Below are 23,692 nucleotides of genomic sequence, written 5' to 3'. Positions count from 1 at the left end.
CAAATACTTTTTTGAAAATTTTTTTATTATGATATGATTTACATAGTAATGAAAGGAAGTTCACGATGAAAAAAGACCAATTATTGCAATTGTTTATCGAACACAAAGATGAATGGGTGTCAGGTAATCAATTAGCAAATGAAATGAACAATAGTCGTACCATGATTTGGAAATTGATTAATCAGCTTAAAGAACAAGGTCACCAAATTGACAGCAAGACTAATCAAGGCTACAAGTACATAGGAAACGACGAACTCAATCCACAACTAATCGAATCTGACTTAAACAATGATTACGAAATCATCTTCAAAAAGGAAATCACATCTACGAATTCATATGCCAAACAAATTAATGATCAAAACCCAGATGGCAAACATCGTTTAGTGATTGCTGAAAAGCAAACGCAAGGACACGGTAGAAGGGGAAGAAGTTTCTATTCTCCTGCCAAGAGTGGAATCTACATGAGTATGGTAGTGCCATTCCATGATGCTAAACATCTAAACCCGGGTCTGCTAACTACCATGACCGCCGTGGTGGTTGCTAAGGCATTGAAGAAGAGCTATCCAGAAGAGGACTTCTTGGTTAAATGGATCAATGATATCTATGTAAACAACAAGAAGGTAGTCGGAATCCTAACCGAATTGGTGATGGATGCTGAATTAATGCAACCTTCAGCAATCGTTGTCGGGGTTGGCATTAGTTTATCTGCCAAAGAAATTCCTGAAGAAATGAAGGATAAGGTCGGATGGATCAGCGATAAACAAATTGATAAGAATAAGTTAGTCGCCGATATCGTGAATGGCTTTGATGAAGAGTTCCCACACTACTTGGAAGCTAACTTCATCGAAGACTACCAAAAGATGTCATTCTTAAATGGTAAACAGGTCAGTGTTGATACTACCAAGGAAACAGTTGATGGAACTGTCACCGGAATTGATAAAGAAGGTCATTTGTTATTAGATGTTGATGGAAAATCGACGACAATTAATAATGGTGAAGTCGTAAAAGTGAATTTTTAAAAGACACCTTGTACAAGGTGTCTTTTTTTCACCAATTCAACACATTGTTGAAATATATATAATTACCTTTAAAAAAATTTAAGACTTTCAAACGTGATATTATCAATGTTTATTAAGACTATATATACACAGTGTCTAATATATGGCGCTATTTTATTCATCTATTTTTAAAGATTAGTGATATATTAAACATAGATTATGAACCTATAATCTAGTCTGGTTTGCAATATGTGCCTTGTCTGTTGTTTTTACTGAAATACGGGAAACCGTATTCTTAGTTTTTTTGTATCAATAAAGATGATTTTTTGATTAGAATTTTTCATTTTAACCGAAATGATCACCTGATTGTATAGTACATATATGATGCATCTATACAGTTTTTAGATTTACTGTTTCACGATGATGACAACGTCATTACCGAAATTTTTAAATTAAAAATGAATCTTGAATAAGGATTCCAAGGGGGATTTTATTATGAAAAAGAACTTTAAAAAGGCCGTACTAGCTCTAGTACCTGCCGCAACTCTATTTTTCTCAACTGGTGTAAGTGCATTTGCTGCTACTCAATCAACACCAGCATCAGCACAACCTTCATCAGATACAAACAAGGATAATTCAGAAGGTACATCAAAAGGTACAACTGAATCAAATTCAACTGATACAAACAAGAATAGTTCAAAATCTGAATCAGATTCAAGTAAGAGTTCAGATGCTAAATCATCAGACACAACTGCAGCAAAATCAGATGATAAGACTGCTACATCAACTGACACAAAGAAGGATGCAACCACAACATCAACAGATGCAAAGAAGGACGCAACCACTACATCAACTGACACAAAGAAGGATGCAACCACAACATCAACTGATGCAAAGAAGGATGCAACCACTACAACAACAGACACTAAGAAAGACACAACCACAGCTTCAACAGAAGCAACTAAGTCAGAAGCCAAACCAGAAGCAACTAAGACTACTTCAACAGAAGCAACTAAGTCAGAAGCCAAACCAGAAGCAACTAAGACTACTTCAACAGAAGCAACTAAGTCAGAAGCTAAACCGGAAGCAACTAAGACTACTTCAACAGAAGCAACTAAGTCAGAAGCTAAACCAGAAGCAACCAAGACTGCTACAACTACTGAAACTAAAAAATCAGAAGCTAAACCAGAAGCAAAGAAAGCTGCTAAAAAACATGTAGCTAAGAAATCATCAAAGAAGGCTTCAAAGAAAGTTGTAAAGAAGACAACTAAGAAAGAAGCTAAAAAGGCTGCAAAGAAAGCTGCTGCAAAGAAGGCCGCAGAAAAGAAAGCTGCTAAGAAAGCTACCAAGAAGCACTCAAAGAAAGCAACTAAGAAGCATGTAAAGAAGACTTCACATAAGAAGGCTGCTGCTAAGAAACATGCAAAGAAGCATTCAAAGAAAGAATCAGAAAAGAAAGCTTCAAAGAAGCACTCAAAGAAAGCAACTAAGAAGCATGCTAAGAAGGCTTCACACAAGAAGGCTGAAAAGAAATCTTCACACAAAAAGGCTGCTCACAAAGAATAGTCATAATCAAAAAGGATCATCGAAATGATGATCCTTTTTTTATATACTTGACTTAGAGTTAACTCTAAATAGTACATTTATTCTTGAAGTTAGTAGAAAGGACTTTTTTATGAGTAAATACAGCATTGGTGACTTTGCCAACAAAGTCGGTTTGACCACATACACATTGAGATACTACGAGAAACAAAAGTTAATTATCCCTAAACGCGATGTAAATGATCGTCGTTATTATGACGATGATGATGTAAAGTGGATTGGGTTCATTTTGCACCTTAAGGGAACTGGCATGTTAATGACTGAGATTCAAGAATATGTAGAGTTGCGAAAACAGGGTGATTCCACCATTGACCAAAGAAAGCAGTTACTGCAATTCGTTAAGAAGAGAAGTTTGGCGGAAATTAACGAACGAAAGTCCCACCTAAATGTGTTATCTCATAAAATCGATTGGTATGATGGAAAACTAAATCATAAGGTCGACGAAAGCTTCGAAGAATATCTTAAACGATTTAGATAGGAGTTATCGCTGATGAACGAAGAAGTAAAGAACGGAATTATTTTTGATCGCGGACCTAAGAATGATGCATATGCAAAATACTTCACTGGTCAAAGCTACCTACAAGGATTGATTAGTCCGGAATCAGAAGTCAATGTTGGTGTGGGAAACGTCACCTTTGAACCAGGTTGTCGTAACAATTGGCACATTCACCATGACGGATACCAACTACTATTGGTGACCGGTGGAATGGGCTTGTACCAAGAAGAAGGTAAACCAGCTAGATTATTACAACCAGGGGATGTCGTGGTAACTCATGATGGTGTCAAACACTGGCATGGTGCTACTGCTGACAGTTGGTTCTCACACGTCGCAATCACTGCAGGAACTCCAGAATGGCTAGAAGCTGTCAGTGATGAACAATACAGCCAAGCTAATAATGAAGGAAAGCGTGATTAATATGAAGAAACAAACAGCAGGAAGGGATAATTTAGGCGAATTCGCTTCTAAGTTTGCCGAAATTAACGACGATGTTTTATTCGGACAAATCTGGAGCAGAGAATCCAAGTTATCTTTAAAGCAACGAAGCATGATTACCATCAGCAGTTTAATTGCGGCCGGCAACTTTGAACAATTGGAAGCCCACCTTAAAATGGGACAACAAAACGGCATTACAAAAGATGAAATTTCTGAAATGATTACACATTTATCTTTTTATGTTGGTTGGCCCAAAGCATGGTCAGCGTTTAATGTTGCTAAACAAGTATTCCAATAACTTTCGTAAATTACGGAATAATTATGAAAAAATAAACAATAATATGGATTGATAACCGGTATGGAGCCGGTTATTTTTTTATTCTCATTTTTATGGCTGAAATTTCAAATATTTATGTTTATATAAAAAATCTTTTATTGTTTGAGAAGAAAATTAACGAATAATCTTATTTGTATTAATTATAAATTAAGCATTATTAAAAGATAATAAAACATTTAACATACTTAATTTTTTTTAAAAGGAACATGCTAACATGAAATCATTCGTATTATTTTCATTTATATTTTCAGGGAGGATTTTTTATAATGAACAAAAAGTTCAAAAATATGACATTAGCCATTATTCCACTTTCAGTAATGTTGTTATCAACAACAACTGGTGCAATTTCTAAAGCTGATGTTAGTATTTCAAATAGTAAAATCAACGATAGTGATAAGGGTAAAAAAATAACTGATCGTGATTTACTAGAAGCGGCAAATAAAATTCAAAACTACTTGTACGATTATTACAATGAATCAATTGGTTATGTAAAAGGTTCTTATATCGAAGAATTGGCAAAGGCATCTCTTTATGATGTGGATGTTCAAAAAGAATTTTCAAAAGAAATAAATCAAGCCAAAGTACAAACCTTAAGTGATAAAAACAAGGATATTAAAAATACGAATGAATTAAAAAAAGAGATTTCTAATGAAGCAAATTATTTAGAATATATTGATAAGGCTTTAAATGAGGCTTCATCAATTTTAAAAAATAACAGTAATGATAGTTTTAAAAAATTAAAATCATCTGTTGAAAGCGATTTGAATAGTTTAAACAAATCACTTAATGATGATAATCATGTTCAAAATACAGACATGTATTTAAATGAACTAAAAAATGAAGTGAAGTCTACTAAAGCAAATATTGATTCTTATAATCATCATGGATACGAAGCAGAAGCCATGAATGAAATGTCACATATGATGGACGATTCATATAATATTGCTAATGATAGTTTATCTAAAGCAATTAAACATGAAAAAGAAAATAATTCTAAATTCAATGACATGATTAATGCTGAAAAGAAGCAAGATGCGGAAGAAAAAGTAGCGGATAAGAAAGAAAAAGCAGCAAAAAAAGCTGAAGAACAAAAAGAAAAAGCAAAGGCAAAAGCAGAAAAAGCAGCTAAAAAAGCTGAAGAACAAAAAGAAAAAGCAAAGGCAAAAGCAGAAAAAGCAGCTAAAAAAGCTGAAGAACAAAAAGAAAAAGCTAAAGCAAAAGCAGAAAAAGCAGCTTTTGAAAATAGTGAAAAGGAAAATAATTCCAAGTATGCAAAAGCAGAAAAGGTTCTAAACGATCTTCTTAATCACGAAAAGGAACAAAACGGAGAAGTTAAGGACTTAATTGCTTCAGATAACATGAAAGATAAATTGGCAGAAGACGCTCAAATCGAAAAGAGTGAAAAGGCTGCCGATGCCAAGATGGCAGAAGTAGATAAAGCTTTCAATGATGCTCTAAAGCAAGAAAAAGAAGATGCTGCATTTGATAAGAGCGAAGAAGAAAATGACGCCAAAATGGCCGAAGTTGACAAAGCTTACAATGCCGCTCTTAAACAAGAAAAGGAACAAAATTCAGAAGTTAAAGAATTAATTGCTTCAGATAACATGAAAGATAAATTGGCAGAAGACGCTCAAATCGAAAAGAGTGAAAAGGCTGCTGATGCCAAGATGGCGGAAGTAGATAAAGCCTTCAAGGATAGTCTTAATCACGAAAAAGAACAAAATTCAGAAGTTAAGGACCTAATTGCTTCAGATAACATGAAGGATCAATTGGCAGAAGACGCCAAAATCGAAAAGAGTGAACAAGCTGCCAACACCAAGATGGCGGAAGTTGATAAAGCTTACAATGCTGCCCTTAAGCAAGAAAAGGAACAAAATTCAGAAGTTAAGGACCTAATTGCTTCAGACAACATGAAGGATCAATTAGCAGAAGATGCTGAAATCGAAAAGAGTGAAAAGGCAGCCGATGCCAAGATGGCAGAAGTAGATAAAGCTTACAATGCCGCCCTTAAACAAGAAAAGGAACAAAATTCAGAAGTTAAGGACTTAATTGCTTCAGATAACATGAAGGATCAATTGGCAGAAGATGCTGAAATCGAAAAGAGTGAAAAGGCTGCCGATGCCAAAATGGCAGAAGTAGATAAATCCTTCAATGCCGCCCTTAAACAAGAAAAGGAACAAAATTCAGAAGTTAAGGACTTAATTGATTCAGACAACATGAAGGATCAATTAGCAGAAGACGCTGAAATCGAAAAGAGTGAAAAGGCTGCCGATGCCAAAATGGCAGAAGTAGATAAATCCTTCAATGCCGCCCTTAAACAAGAAAAGGAACAAAATTCAGAAGTTGAGGACTTAATTGATTCAGACAACATGAAGGATCAATTGGCAGAAGACGCTGAAATCGAAAAGAGTGAACAAGCTGCCGATGCCAAAATGTCCGAAGTTGACAAAGCCTACAATGCCGCCCTTAACCATGAAAAGGAACAAAACGAAGAAGTTAAGGACCTAATTGCTTCAGACAACATGAAGGACCAATTGGCAGAAGATGCTGAAATTGAAAAGAGTGAACAAGCTGCCAACGCCAAGATGGCAGAAGTTGATAAAGCCTACAATGCTGCCCTTAAGCAAGAAAAGGAACAAAATTCAGAAGTTAAGGACCTAATTGATTCAGATAACATGAAGGATCAATTAGCAGAAGATGCAGCATTTGATAAGAGTGAACAAGCTGCCAACTCCAAGATGGCAGAAGTAGATAAAGCCTTCAAGGATAGTCTTAACCACGAAAAAGAACAAAATTCAGAAGTAACAGACATGATTAATTCAGATAAGTTACAAGATGAATTGTCAAAAGCTTCAAGTAAAGCACAAAAAGTAGCTAAGAAAAATGCTGCTAAAAAAGCAAAAGCCAAAGCAAAAACTGAAAAAGCAGCTAGAAAAGCAGCTAAAAAAGCCCAAAAATCAACATCTAAGAAGAAAAAATCAGCTAACTACAAAAAATTTGATCAATTCTTAAACGGAATTATTAATGAACAACAAGAAAACAAGAGTACTAATGATTCATTAAATGATGGACTTTCATTTAGAATTGGTGATAATACTGATACTGAATCTGATTCAATCTTTGAACAAAAACTAGATATTCCAGAAAATTATCAAGATAAGTATCTACAACATTTGATCGATATTTTATCTAAATCAGGCATAGTTAACGGTAAGATTGATGAACTTAATAAGAATCTATCAATTATTAATGAAATGAGATCAGAAACTAATGACCTAATTCAAAGTGCTAGTGATAGCTTTAGTAACTCATCAGAATTGAATAATAATTTGAATGGAATTTATGACTTAATCAATGATGCAAATAAAGATGATAATTCTGACATTAGTGATGTTCAAAAACTTTCAGAAATTAATTCATTGCTTAAGGAATTAAAAAATAATTATTCACTAGCTATTGCTGAATTACAAGATAATATGAACCAAAAGGCTAATGATGACAAGAAGGCATCAGACGACCAAAAGGCTAATGATGACAAGAAGGCATCAGACGACCAAAAGGCCAACGATGATAAGAAGCCATCAGACAATCAAAAGGCCAACGATGATAAGAAGCCATCAGATGATCAAAAGACCAACGATGATAAGAAACCATCAGACAATCAAAAGAACAATGATGACAATACTGCTTCATCTACTAAGATTGATGGTGACAAGGGCAATGATTCAACTATTACACCTGATGTAAAACCTGATCAACCTTCAGTTAACCCATCAAACAAGAATAATGCTGGTCAACCTAAGAAGCCAGGCAAGAAACCTGCTAAGAAGGCTTCAAAGGCTAAGAAAGTTTCAATTAAGAAGTCAAAGAAGTCACTTGCTAAGCTAAACAAGAAGCTAAAGCACAAAAAGATGACAAAACGTGCTAAGAAGGCGCTTCTAAAGAAGATTCACGCATTAAAGAACAAGATTAAGCGTGCCATCGTAAAACGTGACAAGAAGAAACTTGCTAAGATTAACAAGAAGTTACACAGCAAGAAAATTTCTAAGAAGACTAGAAAACGTCTTCACAAGCAAGCAACAGCTCTTCATAAAGAAATTAAGAAGAACCATGTAAAACCTGCTAAGAAGAAGGCTGTTAAAAAGACTGTTAAGAAGTCTACAAAGAAGAGCAAGAAGACAACTAAGAAGTCAAAGAAAGCTTCAAAGAAGTCTCACAAAAATGCTAAGAAGTCAAAGAAAGTCGCTAAAAAAGCTAAAAAGCACCAAAAGAAGTTAACAAAACGTGCTGCTAAAAAAGTAAAGGCCAACAAAAAGGCAATTGCTAAGTTGAACAAGAAATTAAAGTCAAAGCACTTAACTAAGAAGCACAGACGTAGCCTAATCGCTAAGCGTGCTCAACTAAGAAAAGCTGTTCGTAAGTTAACTAAGTAATCTAAAAAGACGCTATCCAACGATAGCGTCTTTTTTTGTATGTTTTTATTAACAACTTAATTTGACATATTGGTTAACAATCGATAATATATTTAATTGTTAACTTATTATAAATGAATGGTTAACAATAAGGAGAGGGATATGAAAACGAGAGATGTTACACAAATCGCGCTTATGACAGCGCTAATTATCGCATTGGCATTTGTACCAGCAATTCCGGTTGCAATTATTCCGGTGCCAATCGTGTTACAAAATTTTGGAATCATGTTAGCTGGATTATTATTAGGTGGTAAGAAGGGGACTATTTCAGTAGCCATTCTAATTGTGATGGTCGCTGTTGGTTTGCCAGTTTTAACTGGTGGTCACGGTGGTGCCGTCACTTTCGTTGGACCTACAGGAGGATACCTAATATCATGGTTATTAATGCCTTCGCTAATGGCACTATTTAACCGACTACTTAACAAGGTGATTGACAAAAATAGTTTCTGGAATGTTTTAATATCTACCATTATAGTAAGTATTATCATTTCATACGTAATTGCGATTTTATGGATCAGTGTGCAAATGCACATCACATTGAAGCAATCATTACTTGCTAACATGGTATTTATTCCAGGAGACGTCATCAAGGCAGTTATTGCTGCGTTTGTTGCCAAACGATTATTACCAATCATTAATAAGAATGCTTAATATTTTTTCTTTCACGTTTTGACGTATATAATGGTGACAAAAGCAAAGGGGGATGTTTTCATGGATACATCAAAAATGATTAATCCTATGTTAGGTTGGAAGTTACGTCCACTTGTTGAACAAGTAACTTCAACTGATGATATTGAAGATATCAAGTTTAACTACATGTTAATGCCAAAGCCCGATACACCAGAACACGTAGCTGAATGGAAAAAAGTTTTAGCTAAATATGAAAATAAATAAAAGCAGTAGGCGAAATGCCTGCTGCTTTTTTACATATTAATATAGTAGAAAAAAGTTTATAATAGATACATTAATTATTAAAAACGGAGGAAGACATGGATCCCGTATTAATTGTGCTTAGGGGAAACGCGGTGACTGGTAAGACCAGTGTTGCATCATCTCTACAAGAAAGATTAGGAACCACGGACGTAATGTTGGTCCAACAAGATATATCTGAAGAACATGTCGACATGCAAATTCAAATGATTCAAAAGTTGGTCAACTATGGTAAAAAACATTTCCATTATGTCATCTTAGACGGGGTATTACCCAAAGATTCATATGGAGAAATGCTACATGAATTGATTGAAGACTTCGGTAGCCAACAATTAGTTTATTATTTTAACGATTCGTTTGAACAAACAGTGAAGTATAACGAACAAAAAATTCAACCACACGATATTGATAAACTAAAATCCTGGTGGATTGATTCTGATTTACTTTCTGACGAAGATGTTAAATTAGAAAACGGTGGCATTGAACAATATAGTGATCAAATCATTGATGACATCAACGATTTACCGTTATTCTAGGTTTATATTAGATTGGATTTAAAAGAGAGATATATTTGTAAATAATTAATATCTAATTAAAAATTATACAAATATGTTATATACCCTTGCTTATACCTTATTTTTATTTTATATTAATTCTTGTGTTTTTTTAGATCGTCATATATAATAAGAACAGTTGTTCGCATAAAGGCGATCAGTTAACTCATATTTATTATATTAATGAGACCTCTCATCTCGTTAATACATTTATATTTTCTTATCTCTCTCAAAAAAGACCGCTCTCTCTCAAGAAGGTCTTTTTTTATTTTACATATTTATCTGGTAACGGGATGTTTAACGACTAGGTCATGCACTTGTTGCTTAGCATCGTCTAAGATATTTTGATGACCAGGGTGGTTTAACACATCCACAATGATGGTTGCTACCTTAGCAGCTTCTTCTTCATTAAAGTCTCGACTAGTGATAGTAGGGGTACCGATACGGATTCCTTCCATAGTATCACCATCTTCTAGAGGCAGTAGTTCTTTGTTAGTGGCGATACCAACTGAGTAAAGTAGTTCAGCTGCTTGATCACCGGTAAGACCAACGGCATTTAAGTCCAATGTCATTTCGTGGTTTTCGGTATCACCAGATACCACACGAATCTTTTCGTCTTGATTGAATACCTTAGCCATGGCCTTAGCGTTTTTGATTACGTTTTTTGCGTAGTAATGGAATTCTGGTTTTAATGCTTCACCTAATGCAACGGCTTTAGCTGCAATAACATGTTCTAAAGCACCGCTTTGTGATATAGGAAAGACTGCATAGTCTAATTTGTCTGCATACTTGGCTTTGGCTAAAATCATACCACCACGTGGTCCACGCAATGTCTTGTGGGTAGTGGTAGTGACAACATCAGCAACTTCGACAGGGTTAGGGTGAACACCAGCAGCGACTAGTCCGGCAATGTGAGCCATGTCGACCATTAGGATGGCATCGACTTCATCAGCAATCTTTCTGAATTCGTCCCAGTAAATGATGTGACTGTATGCTGAGGCACCAGCAATGATTAGTTTTGGTTTTACTTCTAGAGCAATTTGTCGAATGTTTTCAAAATCTAGTAATTCTGTTTTAGGATCAACGCCGTAGAAATGTGATTCATAAAGTTGACCGGAGAAGTTATGTTTTTGACCGTGAGTGAAATGGCCACCAGCATGTTCGCTCATTGCAAGAATTCTATCGCCTGGTTGTAAGAAGGCTGCATAGACAGCTTGGTTAGCTTGGCTTCCTGAGTGAGGGTGAACATTTGCATATTCTGCATGGAATAATTCTTCCGCACGTTTCTTGGCAATCTTGTCGATTTCATCGATTGCTTCGTTCCCGGTGTAGACACGTTTGCCGGGATATCCAACTGCGTATTTATTAGTTAATACAGAACCTTGAGCCGCGCAAACAGCTTTGGATGCAATGTTTTCTGATGCAATTAATTCAATTACGTTATCTTGGCGATTGTTTTCATGTTCAATCGCTTTAAAAATTTCTGGATCTTCTTTTGAAAAATCGTACATAATTCATTCTCCTTTTGGTAAATAAAAAACGCCCTTGTACTTTCGTACAAGGGCGTCGTAACACTGTTCCACCTTAGTTTTATATCAAGCTCACACTTGATACCTCTGGTTCTTAATGCGCATTAAGATTTCGATTCAATTGATAAATCTTGACTGCCTTCATTCAAGGACAAGGTATCTCGTTTCACTGAATCAGATACTCGCTTAACATGTCGATTTGAATTACTACTTTCAAGTTGCTTTTAAGAATAGACCAAAAAAATTTGACTGTCAACAATAAAATTTGAACTTTTTTCAACCAGTACCAAAAAAATGTTCGTATCAAGGGGAGTTAATTGCAAAGAAAAAAGGCGCCATTTGGGCGTCTTTTTTTGTGTATGTGTTGGTTATTGATTTTTATTTTGATTGCGAGCAATTTCTTCTCGTTTGCGTTGGTTTTCTGCTTTTAGTAGTTCCGTTCTTTGTCGCATTTCTTCGTTCTCAGCTTTAAGTTGTTGAGTCATTTGCCGAAACCTTTCAGTGCTTCTTTTTGTTTCTTCATTTGCTCTTCTGCGTTCATCACGATCGAAGAACAAGCTGATTAGCCAAACGATGAATAGGCAACCATAGACAATCACGTAACCGAATCCTAGGAAAACTCCCATTGCTAGCAAAGCGACAATTATATAACCCATAACCAAAACTCCTTAATATGTATTGTTAGTAAGTAATTATACACTTAGTACAATTACTTACTAAATTTTTTTACTTGTGACGAGGGTATTGGTGTTCGATTTCGTAAACTACCTCTGGATCGTCACCGGTACGGAAGTCTTGATTTAAGTCGTCAATTAACTTCATTTCGTGGTCTGATAATTCAAAGTCATATAAGTCAGCATTTTCAGCAACTCTTTGTGGAGTGCTGGACTTAGGAATGATTGTGACACCGTTTTGTAAGTGCCATCTCAAGATAATTTGAGCACTGGACTTACCATGAGCCTTAGCGATTTCTTGGATGGTGTCATCGTTTAGAGTGGCACCACGGCCCATTGGACTCCATGCTTGAGTTACGATGCCTTCGTCTTCGTTTGCCTTTAGCATTGATTTTTGGCTTAGGTAAGGGTGAACTTCGATTTGGTTTACAACTGGCATTTCGTTTGCCTTGGTCTTTAGTAAATCTAAGTGAGTTTGGTGATAGTTACTTACCCCAATTGACTTAACCTTTCCATCTTTCTTAGCATCTTCAAATGCACGCCAAGTTTCAAAGAAGTGTGAACGAACTGGCCAGTGAACTAGTAATAAGTCGATATAGTCAGTTTGTAGCTTTGCAAGTGATTCATCAATCGCGTTTAAAGTTGATTGGTAACCTTGCTTTGGTTCTGGTATTTTAGTGGTGATAAATATTTCATTTCTGTTAATTTGTAGCTTTTTAATTGAATTACCTAGTAGTTCTTCATTATTATAGAATTGTGCAGTATCGAATAATTGATATCCAGCTTCATATGCGGACTTAATTGCTGCATCCATACTATCTTGATCAGCTAGTTTGTAGGTTCCAAATCCTTCTACAGGCATTTGGTTTCCATCTCTTAGCTTGACGGTATCTTTAATTGAGTTAGGCATAATAATGGCCTCCTTTGATTATTTAAGTACCAAAACCATGATAGTCCATAAAAACTAGATAAATCAAATTTTTTACATGTTAGGGGTGTCTTTTTGCAATCACGAATTGACAGTCAAAAGGGACTGACTACCAAACAAGCCAAACGTCTATATGATCAAGGCTTGCATAACACCAAACGGAAGGGTTTCACCAAGACCATTCCACAAATTTTACAGGGGAATGCATTCACATTATTTAACTTTATAAATATCGTTTTGGCAGCAATGGTTTTCTACACCGGCGACTATAAAAACCTATTGTTTTTAGTGATTGCTGTTTCTAACACCATCATCGGAAGTATCCAAGAAATCAGATCTAAACGCCAGCTAGATAAGATGGCAATCTTGTCTCAAGGTTTGATTAGAGTCGTGCGCGACGGCGAAATTAAAAAAGTCGAAGATGACCACATCGTCTTAGGGGATGTCTTGTTAATCGGACATGGGGACCAAATTCCAATCGATGGTAAGGTCTTAACCTCAGATTCACTTCAAGTCGATGAATCACAAATCACCGGTGAAACCAATTCGATTGAAAAGAATCACGGTGACTCCGTTACATCCGGAAGTGTTGTTTTAAGTGGGAGTGCCAGAATTGTGGCTACTGAAGTAGGTGAAGACACATTCGTTAATAGAATGGAATTCGAAGTTAGTCGTACCAAGAAGGACTCCGACAGCAAGATGTTAAAGACCATTAACAAGATCATTAAGTGGCTAACATTTGTGATTGTGCCACTGGGTGCTTTGTTGTTGTACACCAAGATTATGCGTGGGGATGACATCGACCAAGCGATGCTGGGGACCGTTGCTGCGATGATTGGAATGATTCCAGAAGGACTTGTTCTATTGTCATCAGTGACATTGGCGGTTTCAGCTGCGAAGTTGGCACGCCACAAGGTCTTAGTACGTGAACTACCAGCGATTGAAACCTTGGCACGTGTTGATACTATCTGCTTGGATAAGACTGGGACAATTACATCCGGTAAACTCAAGTTTGAAGATGTATTGCCTTTCAACAATCACTCCAAAGACGAATTAAAGCACGTCTTAGGTAGCTTGGTATATGCGTTTGAAGATGATAACGAAACATCTTCTGCTATCAAACAAGCAATCGAAAATCCGAATGCAAAGATTATTAAGAGTTTTCCTTTTTCTTCCGATAAAAAATGGAGTGGGGTAGACACCAGTGATGGTAATTTCATCATGGGGGCGCCTCAATTTATTATCAAAAACATGAGCCAAGAAGTTTCTGACATGATTAGCGATTATGCTAACCAGGGTTACCGTGTCTTGGCATTGCTACAAAGTCACAAAGACTTAACCGAAGATCTAGACGATGCGGAACTACTAGGATTAATCCTTATTAGTGATGAAATCAGACCGGACGCTAAGAGTACTCTTCAATACTTCGTTGAACAGGGAGTTAGTTTGAAGGTGATTTCAGGTGACGATCCTAAGACCGTTAGCGCAATTGCTAAACGAGTTGGACTAAAGGACAGTGACAAGATTGTCGACATGACTGAAGTTCCGTTTGATGCTGACTACCAAGAATTGGTTAAGGTTAACGCGGTCTTTGGTCGTGTGACTCCACAACAAAAGAAACGCCTCATTCGTTCATATCAATTAAACGGTAATACCGTTGCAATGACCGGAGACGGGGTTAACGACATGTTGGCAATGAAACAAGCTAACTGTGGAATTGCGATGGCTTCCGGTAGTGAAAGCACCAAGGGAATTGCCGACTTCGTCTTGATTAACTCAAACTTCTCAGCAATGATCGACGTTCTAGCCGAAGGACGCCGTGTTATCAATAACATCGGAAGTGTGGCTTCGCTTTACTTGATTAAGACAATGTTCTCATTGTCATTAACCATCTTGTTTATGTTTAGCATTCACAGCTATCCATTCCAACCAATTCAATTGACACCAATCAACACCTTTATGGTTGGTTTACCATCGTTCCTATTGGCATTAGCACCTAACTATCAAAGAGTTACTAATCAGTTTAGTACCAAGATATACAACATTGCGTTGCCGGCAGCGATGACGATTGTCGGTTACGTCGTGTTGATTATCTACATCGGAAAAGCTTTTGACTTTAACTTTGTTCAAAGAGCGACAATCAGTGTCTTGGTTACCGGATTCATTTACTGGATTGCCTTATTTAAGGCATCGCGTCCACTCAACAAGGTGAAGTTATCCATCATTGTGCCATCAATCGTGATATTTGCGGCCATCTTCTTATTCTTCCCATCGGTATTCTCACTGGTGGATGTATTCAAGATGCCAATCTTCATTCCAGCAGCACTAGTTGTTGTGACCGCTGTACCAGTATTTATCGTGATGTCATCAGTTGTTCGTCGAATCTTGATTAAGATTAATCCAGAAAAATTCGACGACTCCATTTAAGCTAGTATATAAAACTACTTGATGTGGTATAATAATGATATTGAGGTGATCTAATGAACAGCAAATATACCAAGTGGCAGGACCAAATGAAAGAAGTTACTTTGCCAAAATGGGAAGAACTTCCTAAGTTTGATTTATACATGGATCAGCTAGTGGCCGTTGTCAACGAGGCGATTGGACCACTAGGGATGGATACAGTAACTAAGTCCATGGTTAATAATTACGTAAAAAACAAGGCGACATTTGCGCCAGTTAAAAAGAAATATCAAACTGTCCACGTGGCAGACATTATAATTATCAGTTTATTGAAACCAGTCTTTTCAATTAAGGACATCAGACGTGGAATTGACGAAATTACTAAGCAACAATTTCCTAAACAAGCCTATGATGAATTCATTGAAATGTTGGTTCAAAAGCTACACCATATCGCAGACGGTAAGTCAGTCGCTAACAACGATTCAGAAATTGAACAACTATTAAGTTCAATCGCTGACACCATTGTTAACCGTTTGATTGCCAACGAAATCTTCGAAGATATGATTTATGAATAATAAAAAGCATCCTACGTTTGTAGGATGTTTTTTATTTAGATTATAATAATAAGAAAAAACGGGGGACTTGGCATGGAAACTATCGATAAGCTAAAAGAATACGTCGAACAACAACTGGGTGACGACACTACTGGACACGACTACACCCACATTCAAAGAGTAGTTGCATTGGCTAAGACTATTGGAGAACAAACGAAAAACGCTGATTTATTAATTGTCTTAACTGCCGCATACTTGCACGACGTGATTGACGACAAGTTAGTCGACGATACATACGATAAACAAAAAGAGGTGCAATCTCAGTTAGAAGAACTGGATTACACCTTAGCACAAATTGATGAAGTGATGGATATTATCACGCAGATGTCTTACAGTGCGAACCTCAAACGTCACTATGAACTATCGATTAATGGGCAAATCGTCCAAGACGCCGATCGATTAGATGCGATTGGCGCAATTGGCGTTGCTAGAGCTATGTACTTCGGAGGTCATTTTGGTGATACCATCTATGACCCCGAACAAATGCCTCGCAATGATATGGACAAAAGTCAATATCGTGAGCATACAACGGTTATTAATCATTTTTATGAAAAGTTATTCAAATTACCTGATTTAATGAATACGCCAGCTGCCAAAGAAATGGCAGAAAGACGTAATCAATATATGCACGATTTTGTGAGGGAATTTAAGGATGAATGGCAAGGCATTCACTAATTAGATACGTAATTACTTTACGATATCAACGAAGTGTCCATGAACTAAGTTAACTAAATCAGTTGCGTCTAGTTCAACGGAGCGACCAACTTGTCCAGATGATACTAGGATTTGACCCTGGCGCTTAGCTTCGTTATCAATGTAGATAGGGTAGTGGAACTTTTCGTAGATTCCAACTGGTGTGTTTGCACCATGGACATACCCAGTGGTCTTCAATAGGTCCTTTAGTGGAACCATGTTGACCTTCTTGTTGCCAGATTCTTTGGCAAGTCTCTTTTCGTCTAAATGTTGATCCAAGGGCACCACGCCAACAACTGGACCAGTTTCCTTACCTTCAAGCACTAATGTCTTGTAGATGCGGTGTTGATCCATGTCTTCTTCGACTTCTAGTTGAGCGACGTTATTTTCGTCGTGTGTTGCGAATTGGTGTTGGATATAAGAAATGTTATTTTTATCAAGAATTTGTTCGACTAATGTCTTATGAACTTTATTTTTCTTCTTTTTTCCCATTTCAAAATCACCTCGGTAATCATTTTAGCATAGAATTGACAACCGATTAACGTTAATGTATTATATACCAAAAATGATATATATCTACAAAGGTATATTGATAAAAGGGGAATATAATATGAATTGGTTATTAATTTTAATTACGTTTTTAGGAGTTAATCTAGACTTCTTTTTCATTTTGCTTCTATTGTTGAAGAAACATAAATTAGCTTCAGTTATGATGGGATACCTAATTGGATTATGGACACTACTAATCCTAAGTTTCAGTGTTGGCCAAATCCTAGACCGTTTTCTACCAGAATGGGTATTAGGTTTGCTAGGAATTCTACCTATTTACGTGGCATTAAAGGATGAAGACGAAGATGACAAAGAGGTGAACCACAAATCACCAGTCGTGATTACACTAATTACCTACCTATCAGTATGTGCGGGATGTAATTTAGCGTTGTTCTTACCGGTGCTATCTACTATTAGTGCGATTCAAATATTAGAAGTGATTGCTGTATTAACCGTTTTATCAATTCTAGTGATTTTGATTATCAAGTGGATTGGTAATATCAAACCAATTAATGATTTGATGGAAAAATACGGTGAGATTTTGACCAAGGTAGTCTACATCGGTGTCGGAATCTATGTATTGATTGACAGTGGTTTGATTGCCCACGTAATTTCTTGGTTCTAGGGGATGTTTAAATGCAGGATAAAATGAAAATTATTGAGGAAGTCGCAGCCATCTACAAAGTATTGAGTAATGAACGCAGAATTTTAATCATTACTTCCTTGATGGATGCGGACAAATCATTAAGCGTAAATCAGATTTGTGAGGAGACTAAACTCGATCAACCGGTGGTTTCAAAACAACTTGGTATCCTATATAAGTATCAAATTGTTTGTAAGGAAAAAGTTGGGACCAGCGTGTTATACGGTGTCGACGATCCGCACGTCGTAGAGATGATTTCGGACATGATTCAACACGTTAAACATGAGATGGTGGGTAAACCACATCCAAAGAATTTATTTTAATTTTGCAAAGTTAACGTGATAAATCTGTTATACTGATTTTTAGAAAATTAATCGCAAGGAGTAGAAAATGGCTGATTTAGTTTACAGGAGAGTGTCATCCGACTTAAAGCAAAAGATAGTCGATAACAAATTTCCTAACAAGCGCTTGCCCGACGAGCGAACATTAAGTGAGACATACCACGTAAGCCGCAGTTCAGTGAAACGGGCGTTGAAAGTGTTAGCTGATGACGGCATTATTTTCAAAAAACGTGGTTCAGGGACTTTTATTAATCCACTATTTATGAAGAATAAGACTATTTTTCATTATGAAGGTTCTAACCTAGGGATTACTGACAGTATGAAGAGTCAGGGAAAAGTTCCAAAGATTAAGCTATTGAGTTTCAAGGTTGTGCCTGCCAGCAAAGAAATTCAACAAGACTTATTCTTAGCCGACGGAGATTTCGTGTACGAAATTCAACGACTTCGTTTGTTTGATGACAAACCGTTCATGATAGAAACAGGATACATTCCAATTAAGATTGCTCCTGAACTAACACAAGAGATTGTTGAAAAGTCCATCTTTAACTATGTTGAAGACACGATCAACAAGAGTGTCACACGTTCATTCTTATCAATCTTGGCTAGTCCATCGAATGAACAAGATCAAGAACTACTTAATCTAAAACCAACCGAACCAGTTGGTGTCATGGAAGGGATTTTCTTCCTAGATGACGGGACTCCATTTGAGGTCTCAAACATGCGTCTGCACTATCAATATTTGCGTTACAATACTTTCGTTATGGTGTAGAAATTTAATACAAAAAAGTTATGAAAATCATTGGACTATTATCAAAAAATCGTTCATAATAATGACGATGTAATAATGGTTTGATTGCAATGAAGAAATTGGACCGTATCAATTTGCAAAAAGGTTGACTTTTTGTGAAAAGTCTTTATTATATTCATTGTAATTAAAATTATCGGGCGTAGTCTGATGATTTTTCCATTATTAATTTCAATAGTTTTTATTTTAAAAGGAGTGTTAATTAATGGCTCAAGATTTCGATTCCAAGCAATACTTGGAAGAATTAGATAAATACTGGCGTACTGCTAACTACTTATCAGTAGGTCAACTATATCTAAAAGATAACCCATTATTAAAGAGAGAATTAACATCAAGTGATGTTAAAGTTAAGCCTATCGGTCACTGGGGTACTATCGTATCTCAAAACTTTATTTACGCACATTTAAACCGTGTTATTAACAAGTATGACCTAAACATGTTCTACATTGAAGGTTCAGGTCACGGTGGCCAAGTTATGGTATCTAACTCATACATTGATGGTAGTTACTCAGACATTTACCCAAACATCTCACAAGATGAAAAGGGTATGGCTAAATTATTCAAACAATTCTCATTCCCTGGTGGAGTTGCATCACATGCTGCCCCTGAAACTCCAGGTTCAATTCATGAAGGTGGAGAATTAGGTTACTCACTAGCCCACGGTGTTGGTGCTATCTTTGATAACCCTGATGTAATTGCCGCTGTTGAAATTGGTGATGGTGAATTAGAAACTGGTCCTCTAGCTGCAAGTTGGTTCTCAGACAAGTTTATCAACCCAGTTAAAGATGGTGCCGTTCTACCAATCATTAACTTAAACGGTTTCAAGATTTCTAACCCAACTATCATGGCTCGTATGTCAGACCAAGAAATTACTGACTACTTCAAGGGTATGGGCTGGAAAGCTTACTTCGTTGAAAACGAACAAGACTTCGATGATCACATGGCTTACCACGAAAAGATGGCTAAGGTTATGGACGAAGCTGTTCAAGAAATTAAAGACGTACAAAAGAATGCACGTGAAAACGAAACTGCTGACACTGCTAAAGAACCAGTATGGCCAGTTATCGTTGTTAGAACTCCAAAGGGTTGGACTGGTCCTAAGTTTGACTTAGACGGTAACCCAATTGAAAACTCATTCCGTGCTCACCAAATCCCAGTTGATGTTTCATCAGACAAGATGGAACACGCTGACTTAATCGTTAACTGGTTGAAGTCATACAAACCAGAAGAACTATTTAACGATGATGGTACTATCAAGGATGACATTAAGGCTCTAGCACCTAAGGGTGACAGAAGAATGTCAGTTAACCCTATTACTAACGGTGGTATCGATCCTAAGCCACTTATCTTACCAGACGTTAAAGAATTTGCTGTTGACGTTAAGACTCCAGGTGAAACTGTAGCCCAAGATATGGCTGTATGGAGTAACTGGTTAGGTGCCGTTATGAAGGCTAACCCAGATAACTTCCGTGCATTTGGTCCTGATGAATCAATGTCAAACCGTTTATTCGGTGTGTTTGCTGAAACTAACCGTCAATGGATGGAAGACATCATGGAACCAAATGACCAATACGTAGCACCAGAAGGTCGTTTAATCGATTCACAACTTTCAGAACACCAAGCTGAAGGTTGGCTAGAAGGTTACGTATTAACTGGTCGTCATGGTTTCTTCGCAACTTACGAATCATTCGGTCGTGTTGTTGACTCAATGTTAACTCAACACTTCAAGTGGTTACGTAAAGCTGCTGACCAACCATGGAGAAAGAAGTACCCATCATTGAACTTTGTTGATACTTCAACTGTATTCCAACAAGATCACAATGGTTACACTCACCAAGATCCAGGTATGTTAACTCACTTAGCTGAAAAGAAACCAGAATTCATTCGTGAATATTTACCAGCTGATGCTAACACATTATTAGCTGTTGGTAACGTTGCTTTCGCCAGCCAAGAAAAGATTAACTTAATCATTACTTCAAAACACCCACGTCCACAATGGTTCTCAATTGAAGAAGCTACTAACCTTGTAAACAATGGTTTAGGTTACATCGACTGGGCTTCAACTGACCAAGGTCAAGAACCTGACGTAGTTATTGCTGCTGCTGGTACTGAACCAACTTGGGAATCACTAGCTGCTATCTCATTACTACATGACGAATTCCCAGAAATGAAGATCAGATTCATCAACGTTGTTGACTTCTTGAAACTACGTTCACCTAAGGTTGACCCTCGTGGTTTAACTGATGAAGAATTTGACCGTCTATTCACTACTGACAAGCCAGTTGTATTCGCATTCCACGGATTCGAAGGTCTTGTTAAGGATGTATTCTTCGATCGTCACAACCACAACGTTCACGTTCACGGTTACCGTGAAAACGGTGATATCACTACACCATTCGACATGCGTGTATTGAACCAACTAGATCGTTACGACCTAGCTAAGGAAGTTGTAAACGACATTCCAGAATACTCTGTTAAGGGTGCATCATTCGTACAACGTATGAACGACATGGTTGACAAGCACAACGCTTACATCCGTGAAGTTGGTACTGACTTACCAGAAGTTAACGAATGGCAATGGAAACCATTAAAGTAATTAGATAATTTATCTGATTTACTTATGGTCAAACCATAAAGAAAAGAACCGTATCTTTTGACACGGTTCTTTTTGTTTACATAAATTTTCTAAACGAATCGGGAAGTGGCGACTTAATCTCGATTTGATCCATATAATAAGGTCTAATTAGCGTTAACTTCCAGGAATGAAGTAGCATATCATCATTGTCTGAATTAGGGTTATACAAAGGGTCGCCCACAATTGGGTGGCCAATGGATGCTAAATGGACCCTAAGTTGATGGGTGCGCCCAGTATGCAGCGATAATTCGACCAAAGATTGGTTGTCAGTGGTAGATTGCACCATGTAGTCGGTTTTAGCTTGAAGTGGTTTGATACCATCAATTTTTCGTTTGCGTTTATCGTCTGGGTCAAAACCAATTGGTTTATCAATTGTTCCAGTGGGTGGAGTGATGATGCCATCTGTCCATGCCAGGTAGTTTCGATGAATAATCTTATCCTTGATTAGACGAACTAAGATAGGGACGACAGCAGGATTCTTACCGACGATGATAGCTCCTGACGTGAATTGATCCAAGCGATGAATCATAAATGCATGTTGATTGGTTTGGTTTAGGTAGGACTCGCAGAAGTTTAATAGTGTGTTGGTTTCACCGGGTTGATTAGGATGGGTTTTGAAACCACGGGGTTTATTGACCACCAATAAATCTGCATCTTCATATAAGATTTCCGGTTTGATTGAATTATCCGGGATTAGGTTCTGTACCGGTAGCGAGAAATCGTCTTCAACAAATGTGAGGTGGATTTCATCGCCGTTTTTAATCGCGAAATTCATGGGTAGATACTTGTTGTTGACCAAGACACGTTCATTGGTCCTCAAGGCAAAGATGAGGTGCTTAGGGATTAATAATTGCTTCTGTAGGTATTCTCGCAAAGATATTTCCTCTTTACTGCTTGAAACGGTTAGTTTATATTCCCATTTTTGCATTTTTTCACCTCTTTTAGTCAAATGTGTTACTATATTTAGTCGAGTTGTGATAAGGTGTAAATAGTAATTTTAAACCGGAGGGCATTATGGATAAAAAGATTATCAGCCTTTGGAGTCTCTTATCACTAGTAATGTTTATTATATGTGATTTTTTAATGGGCGAAAATGCCCAAGATCTAATCAAGACAATTATCGTTGCCACAGTATTATATCTACTTCTAATTATAGGTGGTTTACTTAAGTGGCGTCTAGCTTATCACTTCCTATTATTCGTTGTGGGTATCTATACTTTAGCAATGATTAGAATTGTATTTATCTTTGCGACCCAAAGCCATAGTGGTGTTTCAGTACTGGCAGTTGTATTTGCGGTACTAGGAATTATTGTGAACTTATTGTGGTATCGAATCGCCGCAAAACAAATTAAAAGCGACTACGTAAGAATCGTGAAAAAGAACGTAAAAAAATAAGATAGGTGTTTTAATAATATGGAAATGGATGCACAAAAATTTATCGATGATGTAACTGCTGAAAGCTTTGAAACATACTCAGCTGAAGTATCTTTGGCAGACCTAAAAAAGGATACTGCCAAGGCGTTTCAACCAGTGATGGAATTCATAGAAGAACAAGTAAACAGCGGTCGTTTGGCTTCTGCTTTACTACAAGTGAAGGGCGAAGACATTAGTTTTTACCTACAAAACAACATCGTGAACTTACCATACAGATACATCAAGAATATCTCAAAGATGATGAGTGACGAAACTAACTGCCCACTAAACGTCTACATGTTCGTAGAATCACCTGATGTGAACCGTTCAAAAATGCGTATTGATGAATTATCATCACAAGACGACTTTGCGGTGAACACTGATTTAAGCGCTAAATTAGGTGCGTGGGCAAATGACCAACTTGCTGCAATCGAAGAAAACCAAAAGATTGAACAAGAAGCTGCTGAACAGACAGATAAGAAAAATCCAGCTGCTAAGAAGAAAACTACTAAAAAGACTACTAAGAAAAAATAGTCTAAATTACTCTTATGTGTTATACTACTTGTTGCGATGAGTCGAGAAGATCGCGCAACTATGGTTGTATTCACAAGATGTGATTAAGCGATATTTTCGAAGGG

At 36.9% G+C, this 23,692-nt stretch carries 23 protein-coding genes; 18 read left to right on the top strand and 5 right to left on the bottom strand.

Annotated elements, in window-relative coordinates; translation table 11 throughout:
- Window positions 1-65 precede the first annotated feature (65 nt).
- From KTJ72_RS05060 to KTJ72_RS05020, 9 genes are all read left to right on the top strand, one after another.
- Window positions 66-1,019 (top strand): biotin--[acetyl-CoA-carboxylase] ligase, encoded by a 954-nt coding sequence (locus KTJ72_RS05060; RefSeq protein ID WP_217304270.1) that lies wholly within the window; start codon window positions 66-68, stop codon window positions 1,017-1,019.
- 474 nt (window positions 1,020-1,493) lie between these two features.
- Window positions 1,494-2,564 (top strand): hypothetical protein, encoded by a 1,071-nt coding sequence (locus tag KTJ72_RS05055; protein ID WP_217304269.1) that lies wholly within the window; start codon window positions 1,494-1,496, stop codon window positions 2,562-2,564.
- 109 nt (window positions 2,565-2,673) lie between these two features.
- The gene (locus tag KTJ72_RS05050) at window positions 2,674-3,078 is read left to right on the top strand and encodes a MerR family transcriptional regulator (protein ID WP_041152854.1); all 405 of its coding nucleotides are present in this window, start codon (window positions 2,674-2,676) and stop codon (window positions 3,076-3,078) included.
- Window positions 3,079-3,090: 12 nt separating this feature from the next.
- A complete protein-coding gene (locus KTJ72_RS05045) occupies window positions 3,091-3,516 on the top strand; it encodes a cupin domain-containing protein (RefSeq protein WP_217304268.1) in 426 nt (141 codons plus the stop codon).
- Window position 3,517: 1 nt separating this feature from the next.
- On the top strand, window positions 3,518-3,832 hold the full coding sequence (locus KTJ72_RS05040; protein WP_217304267.1) for a carboxymuconolactone decarboxylase family protein: 315 nt from the start codon (window positions 3,518-3,520) through the stop codon (window positions 3,830-3,832).
- Window positions 3,833-4,137: 305 nt separating this feature from the next.
- Window positions 4,138-8,304, top strand: coding sequence for a hypothetical protein (locus KTJ72_RS05035; RefSeq protein WP_217304266.1), 4,167 nt, complete (start codon window positions 4,138-4,140; stop codon window positions 8,302-8,304).
- A 141-nt stretch (window positions 8,305-8,445) separates the two neighbouring features.
- Window positions 8,446-8,994 carry a biotin transporter BioY gene (locus KTJ72_RS05030; RefSeq protein ID WP_217304265.1) on the top strand — a complete coding sequence of 183 codons (549 nt, stop codon included), beginning with the start codon at window positions 8,446-8,448 and terminating at the stop codon, window positions 8,992-8,994.
- 60 nt (window positions 8,995-9,054) lie between these two features.
- Window positions 9,055-9,237, top strand: coding sequence for a hypothetical protein (locus KTJ72_RS05025; protein ID WP_217304264.1), 183 nt, complete (start codon window positions 9,055-9,057; stop codon window positions 9,235-9,237).
- 95 nt (window positions 9,238-9,332) lie between these two features.
- Window positions 9,333-9,809, top strand: coding sequence for a P-loop NTPase family protein (locus tag KTJ72_RS05020; RefSeq protein WP_094750625.1), 477 nt, complete (start codon window positions 9,333-9,335; stop codon window positions 9,807-9,809).
- Between the two features lie 296 nt (window positions 9,810-10,105).
- On the opposite strand, the gene KTJ72_RS05015 is transcribed toward KTJ72_RS05020, so the two are convergent.
- The 3 genes from KTJ72_RS05015 to KTJ72_RS05005 form a co-directional block, all read right to left on the bottom strand.
- A complete protein-coding gene (locus KTJ72_RS05015) occupies window positions 10,106-11,338 on the bottom strand; it encodes a serine hydroxymethyltransferase (RefSeq protein ID WP_217304263.1) in 1,233 nt (410 codons plus the stop codon).
- 386 nt (window positions 11,339-11,724) lie between these two features.
- On the bottom strand, window positions 11,725-11,982 hold the full coding sequence (locus tag KTJ72_RS05010) for a hypothetical protein (protein WP_217304262.1): 258 nt from the start codon (window positions 11,980-11,982) through the stop codon (window positions 11,725-11,727).
- A 100-nt stretch (window positions 11,983-12,082) separates the two neighbouring features.
- Entirely contained in the window at window positions 12,083-12,940 is an 858-nt protein-coding gene (locus tag KTJ72_RS05005; protein WP_217304261.1) for an aldo/keto reductase, read from the bottom strand.
- 93 nt (window positions 12,941-13,033) lie between these two features.
- Between KTJ72_RS05005 and KTJ72_RS05000 the strand changes: the two genes are divergently transcribed.
- The 3 genes from KTJ72_RS05000 (at window position 13,034) to KTJ72_RS04990 (ending at window position 16,650) form a co-directional block, all read left to right on the top strand.
- Entirely contained in the window at window positions 13,034-15,385 is a 2,352-nt protein-coding gene (locus KTJ72_RS05000; RefSeq protein ID WP_217304260.1) for an HAD-IC family P-type ATPase, read from the top strand.
- 53 nt (window positions 15,386-15,438) lie between these two features.
- On the top strand, window positions 15,439-15,936 hold the full coding sequence (locus KTJ72_RS04995; RefSeq protein ID WP_034530989.1) for a DUF1836 domain-containing protein: 498 nt from the start codon (window positions 15,439-15,441) through the stop codon (window positions 15,934-15,936).
- A 72-nt stretch (window positions 15,937-16,008) separates the two neighbouring features.
- Window positions 16,009-16,650, top strand: coding sequence for an HD domain-containing protein (locus KTJ72_RS04990; protein ID WP_217304259.1), 642 nt, complete (start codon window positions 16,009-16,011; stop codon window positions 16,648-16,650).
- Between the two features lie 12 nt (window positions 16,651-16,662).
- Here the strand turns inward: KTJ72_RS04990 and KTJ72_RS04985 are convergent, their stop codons facing one another.
- Complete coding sequence (locus KTJ72_RS04985; RefSeq protein WP_034530987.1) at window positions 16,663-17,160, bottom strand: aminoacyl-tRNA deacylase; 498 nt, start codon at window positions 17,158-17,160, stop codon at window positions 16,663-16,665.
- A 118-nt stretch (window positions 17,161-17,278) separates the two neighbouring features.
- On the opposite strand from KTJ72_RS04985, the gene KTJ72_RS04980 reads away from it, so the two are divergent.
- The 4 genes from KTJ72_RS04980 (at window position 17,279) to KTJ72_RS04965 (ending at window position 21,602) form a co-directional block, all read left to right on the top strand.
- The gene (locus tag KTJ72_RS04980; RefSeq protein WP_217304258.1) at window positions 17,279-17,842 is read left to right on the top strand and encodes a cadmium resistance transporter; all 564 of its coding nucleotides are present in this window, start codon (window positions 17,279-17,281) and stop codon (window positions 17,840-17,842) included.
- Window positions 17,843-17,853: 11 nt separating this feature from the next.
- Complete coding sequence (locus KTJ72_RS04975; RefSeq protein ID WP_034534118.1) at window positions 17,854-18,183, top strand: ArsR/SmtB family transcription factor; 330 nt, start codon at window positions 17,854-17,856, stop codon at window positions 18,181-18,183.
- A gap of 67 nt (window positions 18,184-18,250) precedes the next feature.
- Window positions 18,251-18,970 (top strand): GntR family transcriptional regulator, encoded by a 720-nt coding sequence (locus KTJ72_RS04970; protein WP_041152844.1) that lies wholly within the window; start codon window positions 18,251-18,253, stop codon window positions 18,968-18,970.
- A gap of 241 nt (window positions 18,971-19,211) precedes the next feature.
- The gene (locus tag KTJ72_RS04965; protein ID WP_041152843.1) at window positions 19,212-21,602 is read left to right on the top strand and encodes a phosphoketolase family protein; all 2,391 of its coding nucleotides are present in this window, start codon (window positions 19,212-19,214) and stop codon (window positions 21,600-21,602) included.
- Window positions 21,603-21,678: 76 nt separating this feature from the next.
- Here KTJ72_RS04965 and KTJ72_RS04960 read toward each other — a convergent pair whose 3' ends face one another.
- Window positions 21,679-22,569: an RluA family pseudouridine synthase gene (locus tag KTJ72_RS04960; RefSeq protein WP_217304257.1), complete on the bottom strand. Its 891-nt coding sequence runs from the start codon at window positions 22,567-22,569 to the stop codon at window positions 21,679-21,681.
- An 86-nt stretch (window positions 22,570-22,655) separates the two neighbouring features.
- Between KTJ72_RS04960 and KTJ72_RS04955 the strand changes: the two genes are divergently transcribed.
- Both KTJ72_RS04955 and KTJ72_RS04950 read left to right on the top strand, forming a co-directional pair.
- Window positions 22,656-23,036 (top strand): hypothetical protein, encoded by a 381-nt coding sequence (locus KTJ72_RS04955; protein ID WP_057197362.1) that lies wholly within the window; start codon window positions 22,656-22,658, stop codon window positions 23,034-23,036.
- An 18-nt stretch (window positions 23,037-23,054) separates the two neighbouring features.
- Complete coding sequence (locus KTJ72_RS04950; RefSeq protein ID WP_217304256.1) at window positions 23,055-23,588, top strand: hypothetical protein; 534 nt, start codon at window positions 23,055-23,057, stop codon at window positions 23,586-23,588.
- Window positions 23,589-23,692 lie beyond the last annotated feature (104 nt).

This window comes from Apilactobacillus waqarii, from assembly GCF_019061205.1.
Taxonomy (GTDB): Bacteria; Bacillota; Bacilli; order Lactobacillales; family Lactobacillaceae; genus Apilactobacillus; species Apilactobacillus waqarii.
Note: the sequence above shows the minus strand (reverse complement) of the source record. Positions and strands in the feature narration are given on the sequence as shown.